The organism is Burkholderia sp. APQ4-4ca (assembly GCF_057837105.1).
The window spans coordinates 26,424-47,780 of sequence record NZ_JBYQCG010000234.1; the positions used below are offsets into that span (position 1 = coordinate 26,424).

The window sequence follows — 21,357 nt, forward strand, 5'->3', positions numbered from 1 at the left end:
ACGGCCTGCCGGCACGGCGGGGTCGCACCCGCGACCGCGTCGTCGATGGCCGACGGCCCGGCAGCGCGCGCGTGGCGTACCACCAGCTCGCCGCGCTGCCGCCGGCCGCGCTGGCGGCCCTCGCGATCCGCACGTCAGCCGAGCGAATCGTGCAGCCGCTTCATTTCCTTCTCGAGCCAGCCAATCAGGCTGAACCCCGCGTGCGCCTTCTCGACCGGGGGAATCATCATCCTTTCCTCGGTCGCGATATGGTCGGTGAGCGACTCGCACATCAGCCTGCCGAGCGCCGGCTTCCTGCCGATCAGTGCCGACAGATCCTCGCTGCGAAGCTGATGCACAGTCATCGCGGTCACCGCATGGACGGTCGCGTGAAGCCGCGTGCCGGCGAGCACGACCGACTGCCCGATCGCATCGCCCGGCGCCATCCGTCGCACTTCGACGTCGCCCGACGCGCCCGGCACGAACACCGCCGCGACGCCCGATTCGACGATGGTCAGCACGCGCGACTCCGCAGTCGACGCATAGATCACGTCGCCCTTGCCGAACGAACGCGAGACCAGCGCATCGGCCAGCACGGCCAGATCGTCGTCGTCGACGCGCGCGAACAGTTCGACCGCACGCAACAGCAGCAGCCGGCGCGATACCGGATGCGCTTGCGACGTCGACGACGATGCGGACGCCGGCGCCGGCCCCGCGAGCGGCCGCCACGCGACGCCCGCCGCGGCCAGATGCCGATGCGCGAGATCGTAGAGCGCGTTGCGCACGGTCGTTTTCTTCTGCAGCGCGTCGACGTAGCAGACGAGTTCGTACTGGATCGCGTTCGCGCGGAACGCCTTCACGACGGCGATCGGCGCGGGGCGCGCGAGCACGTCGAGCGAACTCGCCGCGGCCCGCTCCAGTGCGCCGACGGCGACGGCCGGCCGCACCGCGGGATCGAGGTCGAGCGCGAGCGTGACGCCGTGCAGGCCGGCCGGCTCGCTGAGGTTCACGATGGTGGCGCGCGCCGCCGCGCTGTTCGGCACGACGACCAGGTTGCCGAGGCTGTCGATCAGCTTCGTCGAACGCCAGTTGCTTTCGACGATCCGCCCTTCGAGTTCGCCGATCGACACCGTGTCGTCGAGCCGAAACGGCTGCGTGGTGTTCAGCACGAGCCCGGAGAACACGTCGTTCAGCGTGTTCTGGAGCGCGAGACCGAGGATCACCGCGACGGCGCCGGAGGTCGCGACCAGGCCGCTCAACGGCAGGCCGAGCACGTAGCCCAGCGCGGCCACCGCGGCCGCGCCGAACACGATGCCCGCGGCGATGTCGTGAAAGAGCCGCTGGCTATGCCACGCACGCGGCAGCAGCAGATGATTGAGCAGCAGGCTGAACACGATCGCGCACTGGAGCCACCACGCGATGCACACGGCCTGGACCACGATCCGGTCGAGCCCGCCGAGCGACGCGGGAACGGCGAGCGGGCTGACGCCGGTCGCGAACAGCACGGCGCTCAGCGCGGCGAACGCCGCGCAGCGCCGGATGGCGCGCGCCACGGGGCGATCGTGCCCGAGCAGCCGCCACGCGGCGAGGTCGGCCAGCACGATCGGCGCGCCGTAGATCGCCGTATCGGAGAAATTCAACATGTCGGATCGCCAGCGCGGCGCGCGAAAGAGTGGAAGCGCCAGCACGCAGGTCGCTGCGGGCACGGAACCGGCGGATACATGGCGGGCGCGCCGCCGACGCGCCGGTTGCGGCTAGCTACGCCGACGCACGACGCCCGGCAACGGCAACACATAGCGGCCGGGGCCCGCGATCGCGATCGTGCCGAACAGGATCAGCAGCATCCACGCGAACTGCGCGTCGCGCAGCGGCCAGTCGGGGTGGACGAACACCAGCGCGACGAGCGTGACGATCATCACCGGCAGCGCCGCCAGCCTCGGGAACAGACCGACGATCATGAAGATCGGGCACACGACCTCCGCGAAGATCGCGAACAGGATCGACAGCGTGCGGCCGAGATGGAACGGATCCTCGATGGCCGCGGCTTCGGCCGTGTAATGGACGACCTTCGGCAAGCCGTGCACCACGAGCAGCAGCACGCTGGCGGCGACACGCAGGAACAGCAGGCCGAAATCGGTCGCGCGACGGGAAAGGTCGGACGGGTCAGGTTTCATGCGGAGGTTCGTCGATTGAGCGGGACGCGCGACGACGTGCACGCCGGGCGTTTCGCCGCGCCGGCGTTCAGTGATGTCGCGCGATGCCGGCGGGCGCACGGGGTCGGCTCGCACGCGTGCCGACGGGGTGCCGGCGCCCTCCGTTCACGCAATCTACGCGCGCGGCCTGCCGCCGTCCTGTAACGGGGCTGAATCGTTCTGAAGCATCGAGACGCGCGACGAACCCGGCGTCACGACTCGCGCGACGGCAGCTCGGCCTCGGCCGCATCGAGCCCGAGCCCGTGCACTTCCGACCACGCATCGTGCACGGCCTGCGTCGAGCCTGCCGTATGCGCGAGCGCGGCCGCATACGCGGCCAGCAGCCGCACGCGCGCATCGTCGGACACGGGCGCCGCGCCTGCGTCCGCGTCGCGCATCGCATCGAGCGCGACGCGCGCCCGCTCGCGGCATTCGTCGACGAGCGACAGGTCGAACAGGCAAGGCACCGCGAGGGCCGCGAGCGCGATGCCGAGCGCCGCGTCGCCCTGCGCCGAAAACGCCCAGTCGAGCGCGGCACGCAGATTGCCGAGCTCGCGCCGGACCGCATCGAGCCGGGTCGTGCTGCCGGCCTCGCTGCGCGACTCGTCGCCATCGTGGGCCGCGCGCCGGAACAACGCGAGGAAGTAGGTCGCATGCGCGCGCGCGGCGGCCGCCGCCTCGCCGTGACTGTCGAGCTGCTGTTGCGCGTAGGCCCGCGTGGTCGTCAACAGCCGGTAGCGCGGCGCTCCGTGCGCGGTCTCGAGGATCAGCAGCGACTTCGACACGAGGCCGGCGATCGTATCGAGCAGGTCGGCGCCGGCCAGCCCGTTGGCGCCGACGACCTCGCGCACGGCCTCGATCGAGAAGCCGTCGCGAAACACGCCGAGCCATCGCAGCAGCAGGCGCTCGGCCTCCCCGAGCAACCGGTAGCTCCAGTCGTACATCGCCTGCAGCGTCTGATGGCGCGGCAACGCGGTGCGGAAACCGCCGGTCAGCAGCCGAAAGTGATCGTCGAGATGGGCGGCCAGCACGTCGATGCCCAGCACGGCGGCGCGGGCCGCGGCCAGCTCGATCGCGAGCGGCAGGCCGTCGAGGCGGCGACAGACCGACGCCATCAACGCCACGCTGCGTGCATCGAGCGGAAAACGCGGATCGGCCGCGCGCGCACGCGCCGCGAACAACTGCACCGCGCTCGCGCGCATCGCCTCGTGTTCGCCGGCCCCTTCGTCGGGCACGTCGAGCGGCGGCACCGGGCACACGCGCTCGCCGTGGATGCGCAGCGATTCCCGGCTCGTCGCGAGCACGCACAGCCCGTCGTCCGCATCGGTGAGCGCGCTCGCGATCTGCGCGGCGGCGTCGAGCAGGTGCTCGCAATTGTCGAGCACGAGCAGCATCCGGCGACGCGCGACGCTGGCGAGCACCGCTTCGAGCGTCAGCGACCCGATCGGCTGCGTGATGCCGAACGCGCCGGCGAGCGCGTCCGGCACGAAGCGCGGACACGCGACTGTGGCGAGCGAAACGAATACGCTGCCTTCCGGAAAGCGGGCGTCGGCGCGCGCCGCCGCTTCGATCGCGACCCGCGTCTTGCCGATGCCGCCCGCGCCGACCAGCGTCACGACGCGCGCGCCCTGCAGCGCGGCCAGCACGTCGGCGACCGTCTGTTCGCGGCCGAACAACGCACTCGGCGCAGCGGACGGCCGCCACGTCGCGGGACGCACGGGCGCGTCGCCGTCGTCCTGCCCGACGACCAGCCGGTAGCCGCGGCCGGGCACCGTCACGATCAGGTTCCGGTCGCCGGCCAGCGCCTTGCGCAGCGAAGCGATGTGCACCTGCAGGTTGTTTTCCTCGACCACGGTGTGCGGCCATACGCGCTGCATGATGTCGTCTTTCGATACCAGCGCACCGTTCGCCCGAATCAACAGCTCGAGAATTTCGAATGCGCGGCTGCCGATGCGCAGCAGCTTGCCGTTCGAACGAATTTCACGTCTGTCGAGAAAAACGTGAAGTGTTCCAATCCGGATCATGAGAATTTCTTGAGGGTGACATTCAACGGCGCCCCACTGAAATCGGGGGCCGGTTCGGTGTCAATGCTACGGTATTTGCATGGCCGAATGATTCAAATTATCAGAATGAACGGCACGATTTTTTTGAAATGACGAAAAACGCCGCCGCGACACGCTGCTTTGAACCCCGCACCGAAAGGCGACAAGGCCGCGCACGTTTCATGTGCAAATCGTGGATGCGCCGATGAATACGACTTCGTTATATCAGACGAAATGTTTTTCGACTGGCGCCATGCGCGCATTTTCGTTTTGATTGACCGGCCGGTTTATTTTCAGGCGCCTCTATTGCGCCGGCCGACTATCCGCCGGCTCGTTTGCCCGCGTTTGCGGCGCGATTCGCCGCGCGGCGCGGGCGCGCCCGCGGCCTCGCGCCGCCACCGGCCGGCATCGCGGGCTCAGGCCCGCGCGAACGCCAGCAGCTCGTCGTTCAGCCTGGCCGCGTGCGTCAGGTAGAGCGCGTGCGGGCCGCCTTCGTAGACGCTCAGCGTCGCATGCAGCACGCGTTTCGCCGTGGCGGCGCCGGTCAGCGCGAGCGGCGCCGTCTGGTCGTCGTCGCCATGAATCACCCGCGTCGGTACGTCGAATCGTTGCAGATCGGCACGGAAATCGGTTTCGGAAAACGCGCGGACGCAATCGAGCGTGCCCTTCAGCCCGCCCTGCAGCGCCATGAACGACGTCCAGCCGAGCGCCGCGCGCGACACCGTCGAGCCGTCGCGGTTCGAACCGGTAAAGAGCGGCCAGAAGCCGTCGAAAAACGCCGCGCGATCGGCCACGATGCCCGCGCGCATGCCGTCGAATACCGCGACGTCCACGCCCTCCGGATGATCGTCGCGGCGCGCGACGAGCGGCGTCACCGAGCCGATCAGCACCGCCTTCGCGATGCGGCGCGTGCCGTGCCGGCCAATGTAGCGCGCCACCTCGCCGCCGCCCATCGAAAAGCCGACGAGCGTCACGTCATGCAGGTCGAGCGTCTCGAGCAGCGTGGCGAGATCGTCGGCGAGCGTGTCGTAGTCGTATCCGCTCCACGGTTGACCGGACCGCCCGAAGCCGCGCCGGTCGTACGCGATGCAGCGCAGGCCGTGCGACGCGAGATGATGCATCTGCACGTCCCACATGTCGGCGTTCAGCGGCCAGCCGTGAACGAACACGACCGGGCGGCCGCTGCCCCAGTCCTTGTAGTGAATCGACACGCCGTCGCGGGTGGTGAATGTGCTCATGAGGGTTCCTTTCGCATCGGGACGCCGCGGCCGCGAACGCGGCCGACGCGTGCGGCGCGGCGCGTCATGCCCGCGACGGCCGCGCGACGAACTGTTCGAGCGCCGTCGCGAGCACCATCTCGCGGCAATTCGCGGGGCGTTTCTCGCCGCGCCACTGCGGTTTGTAGATCGCGTCGCCGATCCGGATCGGCTGCCCGGTGAGCGCGCAGCGCGCCAGCCTGCGCGCCTTCGCGCAGATCCAGCGTTGTTCGTCGTAGCGGCAGCGCGTCGGATCGCTCCACGACACCAGCATCGACGAATCGGTCTGCCGCTCGACGGCGACGATCGCGCTGCGGCGGCGCACGTCGCCGCTCGACGGCATCGGCGCCTCGTCGCGATGCGGGTGACGCGAGCCGTCCGTCTCCCGCGTGCGCGGCATCGGCAGCAGCCGGACGCCCGCGACGGGCAACGGTCCGAGCGACGTGATCATGTGCTCCCAGCGATTGAAGGCGTCCATGGCGGCATATCCAGGCAGGTGACGGGCGGAGCGGGCCCGCCGGCCCGTGCGCGTGGCGCGCAACGTGTGCCGGTGACCCGATGTTGACGATAGCCGCCGTGCGCTGAAGAGTCCCGGTCCCGCGCTTAATTTTTCTGCAGCGCGGCAAATCCGCGCGCGCCGCCGCGGCGTTCAAGAAAATTCAGCCGGATTTCAGTACGGCGGGCGCCGCGCCGGGATACGCTCCCGACGGCTTTCGTTCGTCCGCGCGCGCCAGTCGACGCGCGGCGGCGCACGCCGGACGGCTGCCGGGCGGGATGGCCGCGGCCGGCCGCCATCGAACCACCGTCCCGGGCGGCCTCGCCGCCGCATACCTCAGGAGTCCAGATGCACCCCGAACAGACCGATGCCGTTGCGTCGGCCCGCCGCCGCGACATGCTGCTCGCCGGCGCGACGGCCGTTGCCGCAGCCGCGCTGCCCGCGATGGCGGCCGCCGCCGGCACGCCGTCCCCCAGCCCCTCTTCAGCCCATGCAGGAACGCAGACGATGAACACGATCACCACCAAGGACGGCACGCAGATCTACTTCAAGGACTGGGGTAGCGGCCGCCCGGTCGTGTTCTCGCACGGCTGGCCGCTGTGCGCGGACGCGTGGGATGCGCAGATGCTGTTCCTCGTGCAGCGCGGCTATCGCGTGATCGCGCACGACCGCCGCGGCCACGGCCGTTCGAGCCAGCCGTCGCGCGGCAACGACATGAACACGTATGCGGACGATCTCGCCGCGCTGCTCGACGCGCTCGACGTGCGCGAAGCCACGCTCGTCGGGCACTCCACCGGCGGCGGCGAAGTCGCGCGCTATATCGGCCGTCACGGCACGAAGCGCGTGGCGAAGGCCGTGCTGATCGGCGCGGTGCCGCCGCAGATGGTGAAGTCGCCGACCAATCCGGGCGGCCTGCCGATGGACGTGTTCGACGGCATCCGCAAGAACGTCGCGGAGAACCGTTCGCAGTTCTACAAGGATCTCGCCGTGCCGTTCTTCGGCTTCAATCGCCCGAACGCGAAGGTGTCGCAGGGCACGATCGACGCGTTCTGGTCGCAGGGGATGATGGGCGGCATCCACGGCCAGTACCTGTGCGTGAAGGAGTTCTCGGAAGTCGACTACACCGAGGACCTGAAGAAGTTCGACGTGCCGACGCTCGTGCTGCACGGCGACGACGACCAGATCGTGCCGATCGACGATTCGGCCCGCCTGTCGTCGAAGATCGTCAAGCACGCGGTGTTGAAGGTGATCGAGGGCGGCTCGCACGGGATGTGCGTCGTGAGCGCCGATCGCATCAACGCCGAATTGCTCGCGTTCCTGCAGGCGTAAGCGCACCGTCCGTCGCGGCGGCGCGCATGCCGCCGCGACGGACGCCGCACACGCGCCATTCAGGATTTTTCAGGAAATTTCAGATCGTCCGGTGCGGCGCTCACGGCGCCCGCACCGGGCGCAGCAGGATGCCGAGCAGCGCGCCGGCGAGCGCGAACGCCATCGCCACGCGGAAGTTGTCGGCCAGCGCGAGCGTCGTGGCCTGCACGCGCACCGCGCGGTCGATGAGCGCATAGGCCGCCTGGTCGCCCGTCGCGAACGTGGCGCCATGCGCGACCAGCGACGCCGCGCCCGCCCGCAGCCGTTCGAGCGTTTCCGGATCCGACAGCGACACATGCAGACCGACGAGATTCGAATGGGTAGCCTCCCTGATCCGCTGAATCACCGCGATCGACGTCGTGCCGAGCTGCCCGCTCAGCAGGCGCGTCGTCTGCACGACCGCGCCGAACGTGAGCGCATGCTCGGCCGTCACGTGCCGGCCGAAGAAAACGATGACCGACGTGAGCGCCATCGTCTGGCCGAGCGCCTGCAGCAATTGCGACGGAATGAAATCGGGTTCGGCCCACACTGGCGTGAGCCGCGAGCCGAGCGCGAATGCGATCGCCACCATCGCGAAGCCGGCGACGATCAGCCGGCGCGGGTCGACCCGCTGCAGCAACAGCGCGACACACGGCGCGAACAGCAGTTGCGGGATCGCGATCCAGCGCAGCGTGTCGCCGATCTGCAGCGGGCGCAGGCCGTACGTGCTGGCGAGGAACAGCGACGGGATGAAGCTCGTGTTGAGCACGGTGAAGCGCACGAGGCCGACGAGCACGATCAGCAGCGCGATGTTGGGCCGCGCGAGGTAGCCGAGATCGATGCCCGCGCGCGGCGACGCGAGTTCGTGGATCAGGAATGCGGCGATCATCAGGATGCCGGCGACGAGCAGCGCGACGATCAGCGGCGACTGCAGCCAGAACAGCCGCTCGCCCTGGTCGAGCGCGACGCACAGGCACGCGAACCCGCCCGCGCCGAGCAGCATCCCGCGCGCGTCGATGCCGGACGCGAAGCGCTTGATCGGCTCGTCGGCGAGCGACAGCATCAGGCACGCGATGAACGGCACGGTCAGCGCCGCGTTCTGCCAGAACAGCCAGCGCCAGCTCAGGTGTTCGCTGTACCAGCCTTCGAGCGTGGCCGACAGGTTCAGCGACATCTCCAGATTCATCGCATACGCGGCGATGCCGAACGGAATCAGCCGCGGCGGCAGCGTGCGCACGACGAAGCCGACCGTCAGCGGCACGAACACGCCGGACGCGAGCCCCGCGATCGCCTGGCACACGATGAACGCGCCGAATTGCGTGCAGAGCGGCAGCACGGTTTCCGCGCCGAGAAACACCACGGCGCCCGCGACCAGCACGCGGCGCGTGCCGAACATGAAGGCCGCCGCGATCGCGAGCGGCCCGACGAACATCTGCGACGCGGTAAACGCGGTGTTGATCCACGCGCCTTCGTCGAAGCCGATGCCCAGCGCGCCGCGCACGTCGGCCAGCCCGAGCGACGTGATGCGCGACGTCAGCGTCGCGATGATCGCGCCGAGCAGCACGGCCGCGATCGCGGCGATCGACCGAAACGTCGGAATGTCGGAGGCCGGCCCTGTGGCCGGCGCCGGCATGGCACTGCCGGTGGCGAACGTCGTGTTCATCGTCGAGCGGCTCCCGCCTGTCAAGCTGGCGCAAGCATAACGCGGTGCGTCGAATCCTGCCCGTACGACGGAGTTTACCGATCATGACCCCACCCTCCCCCGCGCCGTCGCCCGCCGTGCCCGCGCGTTCCCGCAAGCCGGCCATCGTCGCGATCGCCGCGATCGCGCTGCTGCTCGCCGCATTGCTCGTGTACGAGTTCGACGCACGCGATCGCGGCACCGACGACGCGTACGTGACCGGCCACCTGCACGTGATCTCGCCGCGCGTTTCCGGCACGGTCGAACGCGTGCTCGTGGACGACAACCAGTTCGTGCACGCGGGCGACGCGCTCGTGCAGATCGACCGGCGCGACTTCGACGTGCGTGTCGCCGCGCAACGCGCACGCGTCGCCCAGGCGCATGCCGATGCGAGCCGCGCCCACGCGCTGATCGAACAGGCGGACGCGGCGCTCGTGTCGGCGCACGCCGATGCCGAAAAGGCCGAACTCGATTACGCGCGGGCCCGCGAACTGACCCGCGAGACGCCGCGCGGCCTGTCGAAGCAGGAGTTCGACGCGGCCGATGCCGCCCGCAAGTCCGCCCGCGCGCGTGTCGTGGCGGCCGACGCGCAACGGCGCAGCGCCATCGCGGCCGCCCAGGCCGCCGACGCCGCGTCGAGCCAGAACGATGCCGAGTTGCGCGACGCGCTGCTGCAGCTCGGCTACACGGCGGTCGTCGCGCCGTCGGACGGCTACGTCGGCAAGAAGACCGTGGAGACCGGCGAGCATGTCGCGCCCGGCCAGGCGCTGCTCACGCTGGTCGAACCGCATCCGTGGATCGTCGCCAATTTCCGCGAGACGCAGTTGCGGCACGTGCGCGCCGGCGACACCGTGCAACTGCGCTTCGATGCGCTGCCGGAGCGCGCGTTCAGCGGCCACATCGACAGCCTGTCGCCCGCGACCGGCGCGCAGTTCGCGCTGCTGCCGCCCGACAACGCGACCGGCAACTTCACGAAGGTCACGCAGCGCGTGCCCGTGAAGATCCTGCTCGACGGCCCGGCCGCGACGGAGCCGCGCATCCGGCCCGGGCTGTCGGTCGTCGTCACGCTGCAACCCGGCGGCGCAGCGCAATGAAGCGCGCCTTCGCCCTGCTCGCCGCGAGCCTGCTGGCCGCCTGCTCGATCGCGCCGCAGCCGCTCGCGCCCGTGCCGGTCGGGCGCGACGGGTTCCGTCATGCCGATCCGTCGGCCGATGCGCATGCGCCGTCGCTCGCGGCATGGCCCGCCTGGTTCGGCGACCCGCGGCTCGGCCGCCTCGTCGACGCCGCGCTCGCGCACAACTTCGATATCCGCGCGGCGGCCGCGCGCGTCGATCAGGCGCAGGCGCTGCTCGGCGTGCGCGAGGCCGCGCTGGCGCCGACGGTGCGCGTCGACCCGTCGTTCAGCCGCTCGCGCGTATCCGGCACGGTCGACAACGCGCTGCCGAAGCGCACGATGCACAACTGGTCGGTGCCCGTCGCCGCGAGCTACGAAGTCGATCTATGGGGCCGCTTGCGCGGCGATGCCGACGTCGGCGAACAGAACGTGCTGCAGGCGGCGGCCGACCGCGATGCGCTGCGTCTGCGGGTAGCGACCGAAGTGGCCGTCGACTACCTGACGCTGCGCTACGTCGACGACGATCTCGTGACGCTCACGCGCGCGATCGGGTTGCGGCGCACCGCGCTCGACGTGATCGCCGCCCGCGTGCGGGCCGGCGCGGCGAGCGATCTCGACGGGCTGCGCGCGTCGGCCGATCTCGATACCGCGCATGCCGATCTCGCGGAGAGCCGCCGGCTGCGCGAGAACCTCGTCGACGCCATCGCGGTGCTGACCGGCGTGTCGCCGACCGCGTTCGACGTCGGCTCGGCCGCCGTGCCCGTGCAGGTGCCGGAGGTGCCGGCCGGGCTGCCGTCCGTGCTGCTCGCCCAACGCCCGGACGTATTCGCGGCGGCCCGGCGCGCCGACGCGGCGTCGCTCGAGCTGGGCATCGCCCGCACCGCGTGGCTGCCGACGCTGACGCTGACCGCCGACGGCGGTTTCGCCACCCGCGACCTGCGCTCGTTTCTCGATCGCAACAGCTCGCTGTGGAGTCTCGGCGCGAACGTCGCGCTGACGCTGTTCGACGGCGGCAAGCGCGACGCCGCGGTGGCCGCCGCGCGAGCCGGCACGAACGTCGCCGACGCCAACTATCGCGCGACCGCGATCGCTGCGTTGCGCGACGTGCAGGATGCGCTCAACGACATCGCCGCGCAAAAGGAGCGGATCGTGCGCTACGACCGCGCGGCGCACGCGACGGACGCCGCGGCGCGGCTGTCGCTGAGCCGTTACGCGCACGGTTACGTCAGCTACCTGGAAGTGATCGACGCCGATCGCGATGCGCTGAATGCGCGGCGCCAACTGATTCACAGCCGGCAGGCGCTGGCCGTCGCGACGGTGAGCCTCGTGCGCGCGTTGGGCGGCGGGTGGACGCCGCCGGTGCGCGCGGGTCGGGATGGATGGCGGGACGGGCTGCGCGACACGACGCAGGCCGACGCGCGATGAATGGATCGAACGGCCCGCGCGAGCGCGTCACGCGAGCGCGAGCCGATGCGCATCCTCGCCGAGAAACCGGTGCACGAAGGTCACGGCCATCGCGCCTTCGCCGACCGCCGACGCGACGCGCTTGACCGATCCCGATCGCACGTCGCCGGCCGCGAACGATCCCGGCACGCTGGTTTCGAGGTGGTACGGCCGACGCTCGAGCGGCCATACGCGCTCGAACGCCGGACAGTCGTACAGGTCGCCGCCGGTCACGAGATAACCGTCGGGATTGCGGATGATGTCGGTGTCCTTCGCCCAGTCGGTATTCGGCGCGCCGCCGATGCACACGAACAGGCGCGTGGCCGGCAGCCGTTCGAGCGTGCCGTCCGCCGAGCGAAGCTCGATCGCGTCGAGCCAGCCGTCGCCGTGCAGCGCGGCGACGCTCGACCGGTAGCGGACCTCGATGTTCGGCGTGCGCTCGATCCGGTCGATCAGGTAGCGCGACAGCGTGTCGGCGAGCGACGCCCCGCGCACGAGCATCGTCACCTGGCGCGCATGCCGCGCGAAATTCATCGCGGCTTGGCCGGCCGAATTGCCGCCGCCGACGATGAACACCTGCTCGCCCGCGCACATCGGCGCTTCGCTCGACCCGGCGCCGTAGAACAGCCCCGCATTGAGAAACGCCGGCTCCTCGGGCAGCCCGAGGCTGCGATATTCGATGCCGGTCGCGCAGATGTTCGCGCGCGCGACCAGGATCGACCCGTCGGCGAGCTCGACGCGGATCTTGCCGTCGACGAACGTCGCATGCACGCCCTCGCGCATCGTCAGCAGCTCGACGCCGAACTTCACCGCCTGCTCGCGCGCGCGTTCCGCGAGCTCCGCGCCCGGGATGCCGTCGGGGAAGCCCATGTAGTTCTCGATCAGCGAACTCGTGCCGGCCTGCCCGCCGATCGCGCCGCGCTCGATCACCACCGCGCGCAGCCCTTCGGACGCCGCGTAGACCGCCGCCGACAGCCCGGCCGGCCCCGCGCCGTAGATCGATACGTCGTATTCGACGAAGCGCGGGCGCGCGACCCAGCCGAGCCGCGCGGCGATCTCGGCCAGCGTCGGCTGGTACAGGCGCGAGCCGTCCGGAAAGATCACGACCGGCAGCCGGACGTCGCGCAGCGGCGCGATGCCGAGCATCTGTGCACAATCGGCGTCGGATGTCAGCTCGCACCAGTCGTACGCGATCATGCGCCGCTGCAGGAAATCGCGGATCGCGTACGCGTCCCTGCTGCGCGGCAGGCCGACGATTCGCACGTGTTGCGGTTGATCCATGAGCGCCTCCCGATGAAGTCGATGTCGAATGCGGTCCGGCCGATGCCGCGGCGTGGCCGGACGCATTCGCGACTGTACGCCGCCGGTGCGCGCCGCGCGGGCCGCTTCATGACAATTAAGGTCGGGCCGCGACGCGACGCTGCACAATGCCGCGTATCCCTTCCGCTTGCGGCCGCGTGCCGGCCACGCCGCAAGCGTCGCTCCCGCGCCGGCATCGGAGCGCAAGATGGCCAACGCCTGTACGCATCTCGACGAAGCACGCGTGTTCGACACGGACAAGGACTACTGTGAGGAATGCGTCAAATCGGGCAGCCGCTGGGTGCATTTGCGGATGTGCCTGATCTGCGGGCACGTCGGCTGCTGCGACTCGTCGCCGAATCGCCACGCGAGCCGGCATTTCCGCGAAACCGGTCACCGGCTCGTCCGCTCGATCGAGCCCGGCGAGCGCTGGATCTGGTGCTACGCGGACGAAGTCGTCGCCGGCGAGATGCCCTCGTGACGCGACGCGCGGGGCCGCCGCGACACGGCGCGCCCGTGATCGGCCCCCCGGCCGATCCGGCGCCGGACACCGTTCAGAACGTTTCAGCGCCGTTTCAGGCAAGGGTCGCGGCCTCTGCGTAGACTGCCGTTCATGAGCCGCCGCGCAGAACGGCGCTTGCGCCCGTTATCGACTGCTGGAGTAAAAACATGATCCCCGCCGCCAATCACCGCCGCTCGGCAACACGCTCGCGGCCGCATCGGACGACCCCGCGCGGCCGACACGCATCGTCCGGTGTCGCCGCGCCTCGCATGACTTGCGGCGCACCGCGTCGCCTGGAGCGCGCATGAAGCACAAACGACTCTGGTTCGGCGCGGCCGGCATCGCGATCGCGGGCGTCGCGGTCGCGATCGGCATCATGGTGCGGCCATCGATCGCGCCGATCGATCCGCCGGCCCCCGCTTCGTTCGATCCGCAACTGGTGCGCGCCGGCGCGCGCGTCGTCGCGCTCGGCGACTGCATCGTGTGCCACACCGCGAAGGACGGCAAGCCGTTCGCGGGCGGGCTGCCGCTCGCGACGCCGTTCGGCACGATCTACGCGACCAACATCACGCCGGACGCCGAAACGGGGATCGGCCGCTGGTCGCGCGACGCCTTCGCCCGTGCGCTGCGCACCGGCATCGGGCGCAACGGCCAGCCGCTTTACCCGGCGTTTCCATACATTCATTTCACGCGGATGTCGGACGACGACATCGCCGCCGCGTACGCGTACCTGATGACGCGCGAGCCGGTACGTGCGAAGGCGCCCGCCAACGACCTGATCTTTCCGCTGAACTTCCGGCCGCTGGTCGCGTTCTGGAACGTGCTGTTCCTGCGCGAAGGCGCGTATCAGCCCGACCCCGCGCAGTCGGCGCAATGGAACCGCGGCAGGATGCTCGTCGACGGGCTCGGCCATTGCGCATCGTGCCATTCGCCGCTGAACGCGATCGGCGGCGAACAGCGCGGCCGCGCATTCGACGGCGGCATCGTCGACGGCTGGGAAGCGCCGCCGCTCAATGCGCTCGGCCAGGCCGCGCGGCCGTGGACGCAGGCGCAGCTCGTCACCTACCTGCGCACCGGCCGCGCGAGCGAGCACGGCGCGGCGGCCGGGCCGATGCTGGCGGTCACGCGCGACCTCGCGACGGTGCCGGTGGAGGACGTCGAGGCGATCGCCACGTACATCCTGTCGATCCAGAAACCGGCGACCGCGCGTGCGGCCACGGCAACGGCCGCTGGCGAACACCCCGCGACGACGCCGGCCGCGCGGCGCGGCGCGACGCTGTTCCAGGCGTCGTGCGCGCAGTGCCACGGGCCGGCCGCGCCGATGCAGTCGATCGGCGAGCGGCCGACGCTTTCGTTCAGCACGGCGGTCAACGCCGATACGCCGCGCAACGCCATCCAGATGATGTTCAACGGAATCGGCTGGCACGGCGAGGACACGCTCAACTACATGCCGTCGTTCATCGACCAGTACGACGACGCGCAGATCGCCGATCTCGCCGCGTACGTGCGCGAGACCTATACCGATCGCCCGGCGTGGTCGGGCGTCGACGTGATGGCCGCGAAGCTCAGAAAAGAGGACACCGCACGATGATTACCCTCACCGTCAACGGCGTGCGGCACACGCTGGACATCGATCCGTCCACGCCGCTGCTGTATGCGCTGCGCAACGACCTGCACCTGCACGGCGCGAAGTTCGGCTGCGGCCTCGGCCAATGCGGCGCCTGCACCGTGATCGTCGACGGCAAGCCGACCTTCTCGTGCCTGATGCCGGTGGCCGCGGTCGGCGCGCGCAGCGTGCGCACCATCGAGAGCCTCGGCACCGCCGAGCATCCGGGCCCGCTGCAGCGCGCGTTCCTCGAGCACCAGGCCGCGCAGTGCGGCTACTGCATCGCCGGGATGATCATGCGCGCGCAGGCGCTGCTCGAACGCAACCCGAAGCCGACCGAACAGGAACTGCGCACGCACATGGAACCGAACCTGTGCCGCTGCGGCACGCACATGCGGATTCTCGCGGCGGTGCGCTCGGTCGCGGGGCTGCCGCCGCCGGAACCCGCTTCCGCTCCCGTCACGATCAGCAAGGGGCTGTGATGAATTCCCATGACGACATCGACGAAGGCCGCCGGCACTTCATCGTCTCCGGCGCGCTGTTCGTCGCGTTCACGCTCGCGCCCGCGTCGCGCGCGGCCGCGCAGTTGGTGATCGCCGACGAAGGCGCGGCCGTGCACGTGGCGAAGGCCACGCAGGCGCTCGCCGGCAGCCTGAAGACCAATCCGCTGCTCGATGCATGGGTCAAGATCGCGCCCGACGGCAAGGTCACCGTGTACACCGGCAAGGTCGAGCTCGGCACCGGCGTGCGCACCGCGCTGCTGCAGGTGGCCGCCGAGGAACTCGACATGAAGCCGTCGCTGATCACGTTCCTGACCGCCGACACCGGCGCGTCGCCGGACGAAGGATTGACCGCCGGCAGCCATACGATGGCCGACAGCGGCTCCGCGCTGCTGAACGCGACCGCGCAGGTGCGCGCGCTGCTGGTGGAGGGCGCGGCGAAACGCTTCGGCGTCGATCCGCGCACGCTGACGACCGCCGACGCGGTGATCACGGCGCCCGACGGCCGCACGATGACCTACGGCGACGCGATCCGCACGGTGGACCTGCACCGCAACGCGACGCCCACGTCGCCGCTGAAGAACCCGGCGACGTTCGCGGTGATCGGCACGTCGCTGCCGCGCGTCGACATCCCGAACAAGGTCACGGGCGGCGTCAGCTACGTGCAGGACATGCAGCTGCCCGGCATGCTGCACGCGCGCGTCGTGATGCCGCCGGTGTATGAAGCGAAGCTGCTGTCGTTCGACGAAGCCGCGATCCTGAAGCTGCCGGGCGTCGTGCGGATCGTGCGCAACGGCAGCATGCTCGCGGTGGTCGCGCAGGGCGAATGGCAAGCCGTGGTCGCGCAGCGCGCGCTCGCCGCCGGCTGCCGGTGGTCGCCGGGCCGCAAGCTGCCCGAGCGCGGCACCGTGCACGCGGACCTGAAGCGGATCTCGACGCAGCCCATTGAGATCGCGAACACGCACGCGGCCACCGCGCCGGCCGTGAAAACGCTGAACGCGACGTTCCTGAAGAACTACCTGCTGCATGGGTCGATCGGGCCGTCGTGTTCGGTCGCGCATCTCGAGAACGGGATGATGACGGTGTGGACCCACTCGCAGGGCGTCTATCCGCTGCGCGACGCGCTCGCCGAGATGCTGTCGATGCCGAAGGCGAACATTCGCTGCATTCACACCGAGGGCTCCGGCTGCTACGGACACAACGCGGCGGACGACGCGGCCGCGCACGCGGCGCTGATCGCCGCCGCGATGCCGGGCAAGCCGATTCGCGTGCAATGGATGCGCGAACAGGAACACACGTGGGATCACTTCACGCCCGCGATGGTGACGGAAGTCAGCGCATCGCTCGACGCGAGCGGCCGCATCGTCGACTGGAACTATGCGTTGTGGAGCAGCTCGCACAACGAGCGGATCGTCAACGCCGGCCGGCTGCTGCCCGCGCGCATGCTGGAGCCGCCGTTCGTGCCCGCGCCGTCGACGCCGATGCTGCAACCGGAAGGCGGCGGCGATCGCAACGCGATTCCGCTGTACGCGCTGCCGAACCAGCACATCGTCAACAACTTCTCGCCGACGATGCCGCTGCAGACCTCCGCGATGCGCTCGCTCGGCGCGCACACGAACATCTGGGCGATCGAGAGCTTCATGGACGAGCTCGCGCATGCGGCCGGCGTCGATCCGGTCGAATTCCGGCTGCGTCACATGGAAGACCATCGCGCGCGGCAGGTGATCCAGCTCGCCGCGAAGCACTTCGGGTGGCCGCGGCCGCCGCGCGCGCGCAACCGCGGCGTCGGCTTCGCGTTCGGCAAGTACAAGAACCTGATGGCCTACGTCGCGATCGCGGTCGAGGTGTCGGTCGTGCCGGAAACCGGCCAGGTGACGCTCGAACACGCGGAAGCCGCCGTCGACGCGGGCCAGATCGTGTCGCCGGACGGGATCCGCAACCAGATCGAGGGCGGCATCGTGCAGGCCGCGAGCTGGACGCTGTACGAGGCGCTGAAGTACGACACGGAACGGATCCGCAGCTTCGACTGGAGCAGCTACCCGATCCTGCGCTTCTCGGCCGCGCCGCGGAACGTGAAGGTCCACCTCGTCAATCGCCCCGGCGCGCCGTTTCTCGGCGCGGCCGAGGCGTCGATGGGCCCGACCGCCGGCGCGCTGGCCAACGCGATCTTCGATGCGACCGGCCAGCGCCTGCGCGAAATGCCGTTCGCCGGCGATTCGCTGAGAAAGCGCATCGAAGCCTAGCGGCGGCGTGGCACCCGCCACGCGACACGCCCTATCCGATACCCGACAAGACGGCGCCGGCACGCACCGGCGCCGCGCCCCGACAGGAATGGAGAGCTTCCGACGATGGATACCTTGCTTTCGATGCGCGTGTTCACGCGCATCGTCGAAACCGGCAGCTTCACGCGCGCGTCCGACACGACCGGCCTCACCACGCCGCGCGTGTCCGCGCTGCTGAGCGCACTCGAGCAGCATCTCGGCTGCCGGCTGCTGAACCGCACCACGCGCCGCATCTCGCTGACCGAGGACGGTCAGGCGTATTACGAACGCGCCGTCGCGGTGCTGCGCGAGATCGACGACATGGAGGCATCGGTCTCGCAGGCCCGCAACATGCCGCGCGGCCGGCTGAAGGTGAACCTGCCGCCCGCGATGGCGAAGCAGGTCGTGGTGCCCGCGCTGCCGGCGTTTCTCGACGCCCATCCGGACATCATGATCGAACTCGGCGTGACCGACCGGCAGATCGACCTCGTCGGCGAAGGGGTCGACTGCGTGGTGCGCATCGGCGCGCTCGACGATTCGGGGATGATCGCGCGGCGGATCGGCAGCCTGACCACCTGCACGTGCGGCTCGCCCGCATATTTCGCGCGGTGCGGCGAGCCGGAGACCGTCGACGATCTCACACAGCACGTCGCGGTCAGCCACATCTCGGCCGACACCGGGCGGCCGCGCCCGTGGGATTACGTCGTCGACGGCGAGCCGCGCATCGTGCAGATGTGCGGCACGGTGGCCGTCAACGACGCGGACAACTACATCGAGTGCGGCGTCGCCGGCATCGGCCTGATCAAGACGTCGCTGTACCTCGTCGAGCCTTACCTGAAATCGGGCCGGTTGCGCGAGGTGCTGACCGATTTCAACGCGCCGGCCAAGCCGATCTCGGTGCTGTATCCGCCCAATCGCCACATCCCGGTCAAGCTGAAGGTGTTCGTCGACTGGCTCGCGGGGCTGTTCGAGCAGATTCCGACGCTGCAGGGCAAACGCGGCTGAACCGGTGCGGCGCGGCACTTTTGCGTGCCGCGCAACGCTCGATTGCGCGGCAGCTCGCTTCCGGCTTTATCGATTGATCAATAGTATGGACGGCAATGCGATGCACCGTATCGCGGCCGGGCGAACTCGATGCCGGCGCGACGCTTCGGTGTCCGGCCTTTCTCTTTTCCAGGAGTCGATCATGTCAACGGATTCAACACCGCTCGCGCCGCCCGCGCACGGCGTCAAACTCACGCAGGGGCTGATCCTGCTGTTCGCCTTCAGCTGCGGCGCGATCGTCGCGAACCTGTACTACGCGCAGCCGATCACCGAGCTCATCGCGCCGAGCCTGCACATGTCCGGCAACACGGCGAGCCTGATCGTGTCGCTGACGCAGATCGGCTATGCGCTCGGGCTGTTCTTCATCGTGCCGCTCGGCGACCTGCTCGAAAACCGCAAGCTGATGATCGTGACGGCCGTCGTGTCGATCGCGAGCCTCGCGGCAGCGGCGTTCGTGCGCACGCCCGGGCTCTTTCTCGCGATTTCGCTGCTGATCGGGTTCAGTTCGGTGGCCGTGCAGATCCTCGTGCCGCTCGCCGCGCACCTGGCGCCCGACCATTCGCGCGGCCGAGTCGTCGGCACGATCATGAGCGGGCTGCTGCTCGGCATCCTGCTCGCGCGGCCGCTGTCGAGCGTCGTGGCCGACGCGTTCGGCTGGCGCTTCGTGTTCGCGGCGGCGGCCGTGCTGATGACGCTCGTCACGGCCGTGCTCGCGCTGACGATTCCGTCGCGCCAGCCCGATCATCGCGCGACCTATTTCGAACTGATCGGCTCGCTGCTGCACCTCGTTCGCACGATGCCGGTCCTGCGTCACCGCGCGTTCTACCAGGGCCTGATGTTCGCGTCGTTCAGCCTGTTCTGGACCGCCGTGCCGGTCGAACTGACGCGTCACTACGGGTTGTCGCAATCGGCGATCGGCCTGTTCGCGCTGGTCGGCGCGATCGGCGCGACCTCGGCGCCGGTGGCCGGGCGCCTCGCGGATGCCGGCCATACGGTGCGCGCGACGCTGATCGCGCTCGTCGCCGGCGCGCTCGCGTATGCGGTCGGGTTCGTGCACGGCGCCGGCCTGTACGGGCTCGTCGTCACCGGCATCGTGCTCGACTTCGCGGTGCAGATGAACATGGTGCTCGGCCAGCGCGAGATCTACGCGCTGCATGCGGCGAGCCGCAACCGGCTCAATGCGCTGTACATGACGAGCATCTTCGTCGGCGGCGCCGTCGGCTCCGCGCTCGCGAGCCCGCTGTACGAGTATGGCGGCTGGCCGCTCGTCGCCGCGGTGGCCGGCGCGTTCCCGATCGTCGCGCTCGCCCACTACCTGCTCGTCGGGCGGCCGCACGCGCAACGTCACGCGGCGGGTTGAACCCTCGTCACCCATCGAATCGATCCGTTCGCGGGGCGCGAAGCCGCCCCGCTCCCCGTCGAACCACAGGAGTCCATCATGTCTTCCCTGCTCAGTGCCTACGATCTGCGCGGCCTCGCGCTGCCGAACCGCGTCGTGATGGGGCCGATGACGCGCTCGCGCGCGCCGTCGCGCGGGCTGCCCACCGAACTGATGGCCGAGTACTACGCGCAGCGCGCGTCGGCCGGCCTGATCGTGACCGAGGCCACCAACGTCAGCCGGGCGTCCGCCGCCTTCGAGCTGACGCCGGGGCTCGTCGACGATGCACAGGTCGCCGCCTGGAAGATCGTCACCGACGCCGTCCACGCGAACGGCGGACGCATCTTCGCGCAGCTGTGGCACGGCGGCCGCGTCAGCTCGCTGACGCTGCTCGGCGGCGCCGCGCCGCTGTCGCCGTCCGGCGTGAACGACGACCTCGAACAGTTGCAGGTCTGGGCGCAGTTGCAGAACGGCTACTACACGAAGATCCATGCGACGCCGTCGCGCGCGATGACGACCGATGAAGTCGTCGCCGCCGTCGACGAATTCCGGCAGGCCGCCGTGCGCGCGATGGCCGCGGGCTTCGACGGCGTCGAGATCCATGCGGCCAACGGCTACCTGCCGCACCAGTTCCTGTCGTCGACGCTGAATCGCCGCGACGATCGCTACGGCGGATCGGTCGCGAACCGCGCGCGCTTTCTCGAGGAAATCGTCGACGCGGTCGGCGGCGTGATGCCGCTGAGCCGCGTCGGCGTGCGCATCTCGCCGTACGCGAAATACAACAACGTGCGCGACGCCGATCCGGACGCGACGCTCGCGTACGTCGGCCGGATGCTCGACGCAGCGGGCATCGCGTATCTGCATGCGGCCGACACCAACGGCTGGAGCGGCGAACCCGATCTGCCGCGCATCGTCGAGCACGCGCGCCGGTCGTTCCACGGCACGCTGATCGTCAACGGCGGCATTTCGCCGGAAGCGGCGAACGCGCTGATCGACGCGGGCGACGCCGATCTGGTCGCATTTGCGCGCGCGTATATCGCGAATCCGGATCTCGTGGAGCGCATCGCGGCCCGCGCACCGCTCGCGGAGCCGAAGGCCGCCGGCTGGTACGGCGGCGACCGCGCCGGCTACGTCGACTATGCGCGGTACGACGCGGCGCCCTCGCACGCGTGACCCGCACATGCGGCGCGCAACATGCCGCATCCCCGGCGCGGCCG

At 70.1% G+C, this 21,357-nt stretch carries 18 protein-coding genes; 10 read left to right on the plus strand and 8 right to left on the minus strand.

Annotated features, from left to right (window positions below; all coding sequences use genetic code 11):
• Positions 1-134 precede the first annotated feature (134 nt).
• From AC3IFE_RS29175 to AC3IFE_RS29200, 6 genes are all read right to left on the minus strand, one after another.
• Positions 135-1,622: a mechanosensitive ion channel family protein gene (locus AC3IFE_RS29175; RefSeq protein WP_301736818.1), complete on the minus strand. Its 1,488-nt coding sequence runs from the start codon at positions 1,620-1,622 to the stop codon at positions 135-137.
• Positions 1,623-1,733: 111 nt separating this feature from the next.
• The gene (locus AC3IFE_RS29180) at positions 1,734-2,153 is read right to left on the minus strand and encodes a DoxX family protein (protein WP_089471123.1); all 420 of its coding nucleotides are present in this window, start codon (positions 2,151-2,153) and stop codon (positions 1,734-1,736) included.
• Positions 2,154-2,383: 230 nt separating this feature from the next.
• Positions 2,384-4,195 (minus strand): ATP-binding protein, encoded by a 1,812-nt coding sequence (locus AC3IFE_RS29185; RefSeq protein WP_301736817.1) that lies wholly within the window; start codon positions 4,193-4,195, stop codon positions 2,384-2,386.
• Between the two features lie 434 nt (positions 4,196-4,629).
• The gene (locus AC3IFE_RS29190) at positions 4,630-5,451 is read right to left on the minus strand and encodes an alpha/beta fold hydrolase (RefSeq protein ID WP_301736816.1); all 822 of its coding nucleotides are present in this window, start codon (positions 5,449-5,451) and stop codon (positions 4,630-4,632) included.
• Positions 5,452-5,515: 64 nt separating this feature from the next.
• Positions 5,516-5,947 carry a DUF3331 domain-containing protein gene (locus AC3IFE_RS29195; protein WP_301736814.1) on the minus strand — a complete coding sequence of 144 codons (432 nt, stop codon included), beginning with the start codon at positions 5,945-5,947 and terminating at the stop codon, positions 5,516-5,518.
• A 125-nt stretch (positions 5,948-6,072) separates the two neighbouring features.
• The gene (locus tag AC3IFE_RS29200; protein ID WP_301736813.1) at positions 6,073-6,492 is read right to left on the minus strand and encodes a hypothetical protein; all 420 of its coding nucleotides are present in this window, start codon (positions 6,490-6,492) and stop codon (positions 6,073-6,075) included.
• Here AC3IFE_RS29200 and AC3IFE_RS29205 point away from each other — a divergent pair.
• A complete protein-coding gene (locus AC3IFE_RS29205) occupies positions 6,473-7,294 on the plus strand; it encodes an alpha/beta fold hydrolase (RefSeq protein WP_489193644.1) in 822 nt (273 codons plus the stop codon). The two genes, AC3IFE_RS29200 and AC3IFE_RS29205, sit on opposite strands and share 20 nt — an antisense overlap.
• Positions 7,295-7,394: 100 nt before the next feature.
• On the opposite strand, the gene AC3IFE_RS29210 is transcribed toward AC3IFE_RS29205, so the two are convergent.
• Positions 7,395-8,975: an MFS transporter gene (locus tag AC3IFE_RS29210; RefSeq protein WP_489193645.1), complete on the minus strand. Its 1,581-nt coding sequence runs from the start codon at positions 8,973-8,975 to the stop codon at positions 7,395-7,397.
• An 83-nt stretch (positions 8,976-9,058) separates the two neighbouring features.
• On the opposite strand from AC3IFE_RS29210, the gene AC3IFE_RS29215 reads away from it, so the two are divergent.
• On the plus strand, positions 9,059-10,087 hold the full coding sequence (locus AC3IFE_RS29215) for an HlyD family secretion protein (protein ID WP_489193647.1): 1,029 nt from the start codon (positions 9,059-9,061) through the stop codon (positions 10,085-10,087).
• Entirely contained in the window at positions 10,084-11,532 is a 1,449-nt protein-coding gene (locus tag AC3IFE_RS29220) for an efflux transporter outer membrane subunit (protein ID WP_489193649.1), read from the plus strand. Before AC3IFE_RS29215 ends, AC3IFE_RS29220 begins: the two co-directional genes overlap by 4 nt.
• 27 nt (positions 11,533-11,559) lie before the next feature.
• Here AC3IFE_RS29220 and AC3IFE_RS29225 read toward each other — a convergent pair whose 3' ends face one another.
• Positions 11,560-12,831: an NAD(P)/FAD-dependent oxidoreductase gene (locus tag AC3IFE_RS29225; protein ID WP_089471116.1), complete on the minus strand. Its 1,272-nt coding sequence runs from the start codon at positions 12,829-12,831 to the stop codon at positions 11,560-11,562.
• 226 nt (positions 12,832-13,057) lie between these two features.
• Between AC3IFE_RS29225 and AC3IFE_RS29230 the strand changes: the two genes are divergently transcribed.
• The 7 genes from AC3IFE_RS29230 to AC3IFE_RS29260 all read left to right on the plus strand — a co-directional run bounded on the left by AC3IFE_RS29230 (position 13,058) and on the right by AC3IFE_RS29260 (position 21,313).
• Positions 13,058-13,330, plus strand: coding sequence for a ubiquitin carboxyl-terminal hydrolase 14 (locus tag AC3IFE_RS29230; protein ID WP_089471115.1), 273 nt, complete (start codon positions 13,058-13,060; stop codon positions 13,328-13,330).
• 325 nt (positions 13,331-13,655) lie between these two features.
• The gene (locus tag AC3IFE_RS29235; protein ID WP_489193652.1) at positions 13,656-14,942 is read left to right on the plus strand and encodes a c-type cytochrome; all 1,287 of its coding nucleotides are present in this window, start codon (positions 13,656-13,658) and stop codon (positions 14,940-14,942) included.
• Positions 14,939-15,439: a (2Fe-2S)-binding protein gene (locus AC3IFE_RS29240; protein WP_089471113.1), complete on the plus strand. Its 501-nt coding sequence runs from the start codon at positions 14,939-14,941 to the stop codon at positions 15,437-15,439. The genes AC3IFE_RS29235 and AC3IFE_RS29240 overlap by 4 nt, the downstream gene beginning before the upstream one ends.
• The gene (locus AC3IFE_RS29245; RefSeq protein ID WP_489193654.1) at positions 15,439-17,700 is read left to right on the plus strand and encodes a xanthine dehydrogenase family protein molybdopterin-binding subunit; all 2,262 of its coding nucleotides are present in this window, start codon (positions 15,439-15,441) and stop codon (positions 17,698-17,700) included. The genes AC3IFE_RS29240 and AC3IFE_RS29245 overlap by 1 nt, the downstream gene beginning before the upstream one ends.
• A 105-nt stretch (positions 17,701-17,805) precedes the next feature.
• On the plus strand, positions 17,806-18,723 hold the full coding sequence (locus AC3IFE_RS29250; RefSeq protein ID WP_489193656.1) for a LysR family transcriptional regulator: 918 nt from the start codon (positions 17,806-17,808) through the stop codon (positions 18,721-18,723).
• A gap of 181 nt (positions 18,724-18,904) precedes the next feature.
• A complete protein-coding gene (locus tag AC3IFE_RS29255) occupies positions 18,905-20,122 on the plus strand; it encodes an MFS transporter (RefSeq protein WP_489193658.1) in 1,218 nt (405 codons plus the stop codon).
• Between the two features lie 78 nt (positions 20,123-20,200).
• Positions 20,201-21,313, plus strand: coding sequence for an alkene reductase (locus AC3IFE_RS29260; protein ID WP_489193660.1), 1,113 nt, complete (start codon positions 20,201-20,203; stop codon positions 21,311-21,313).
• Positions 21,314-21,357: the final 44 nt, after the last annotated feature.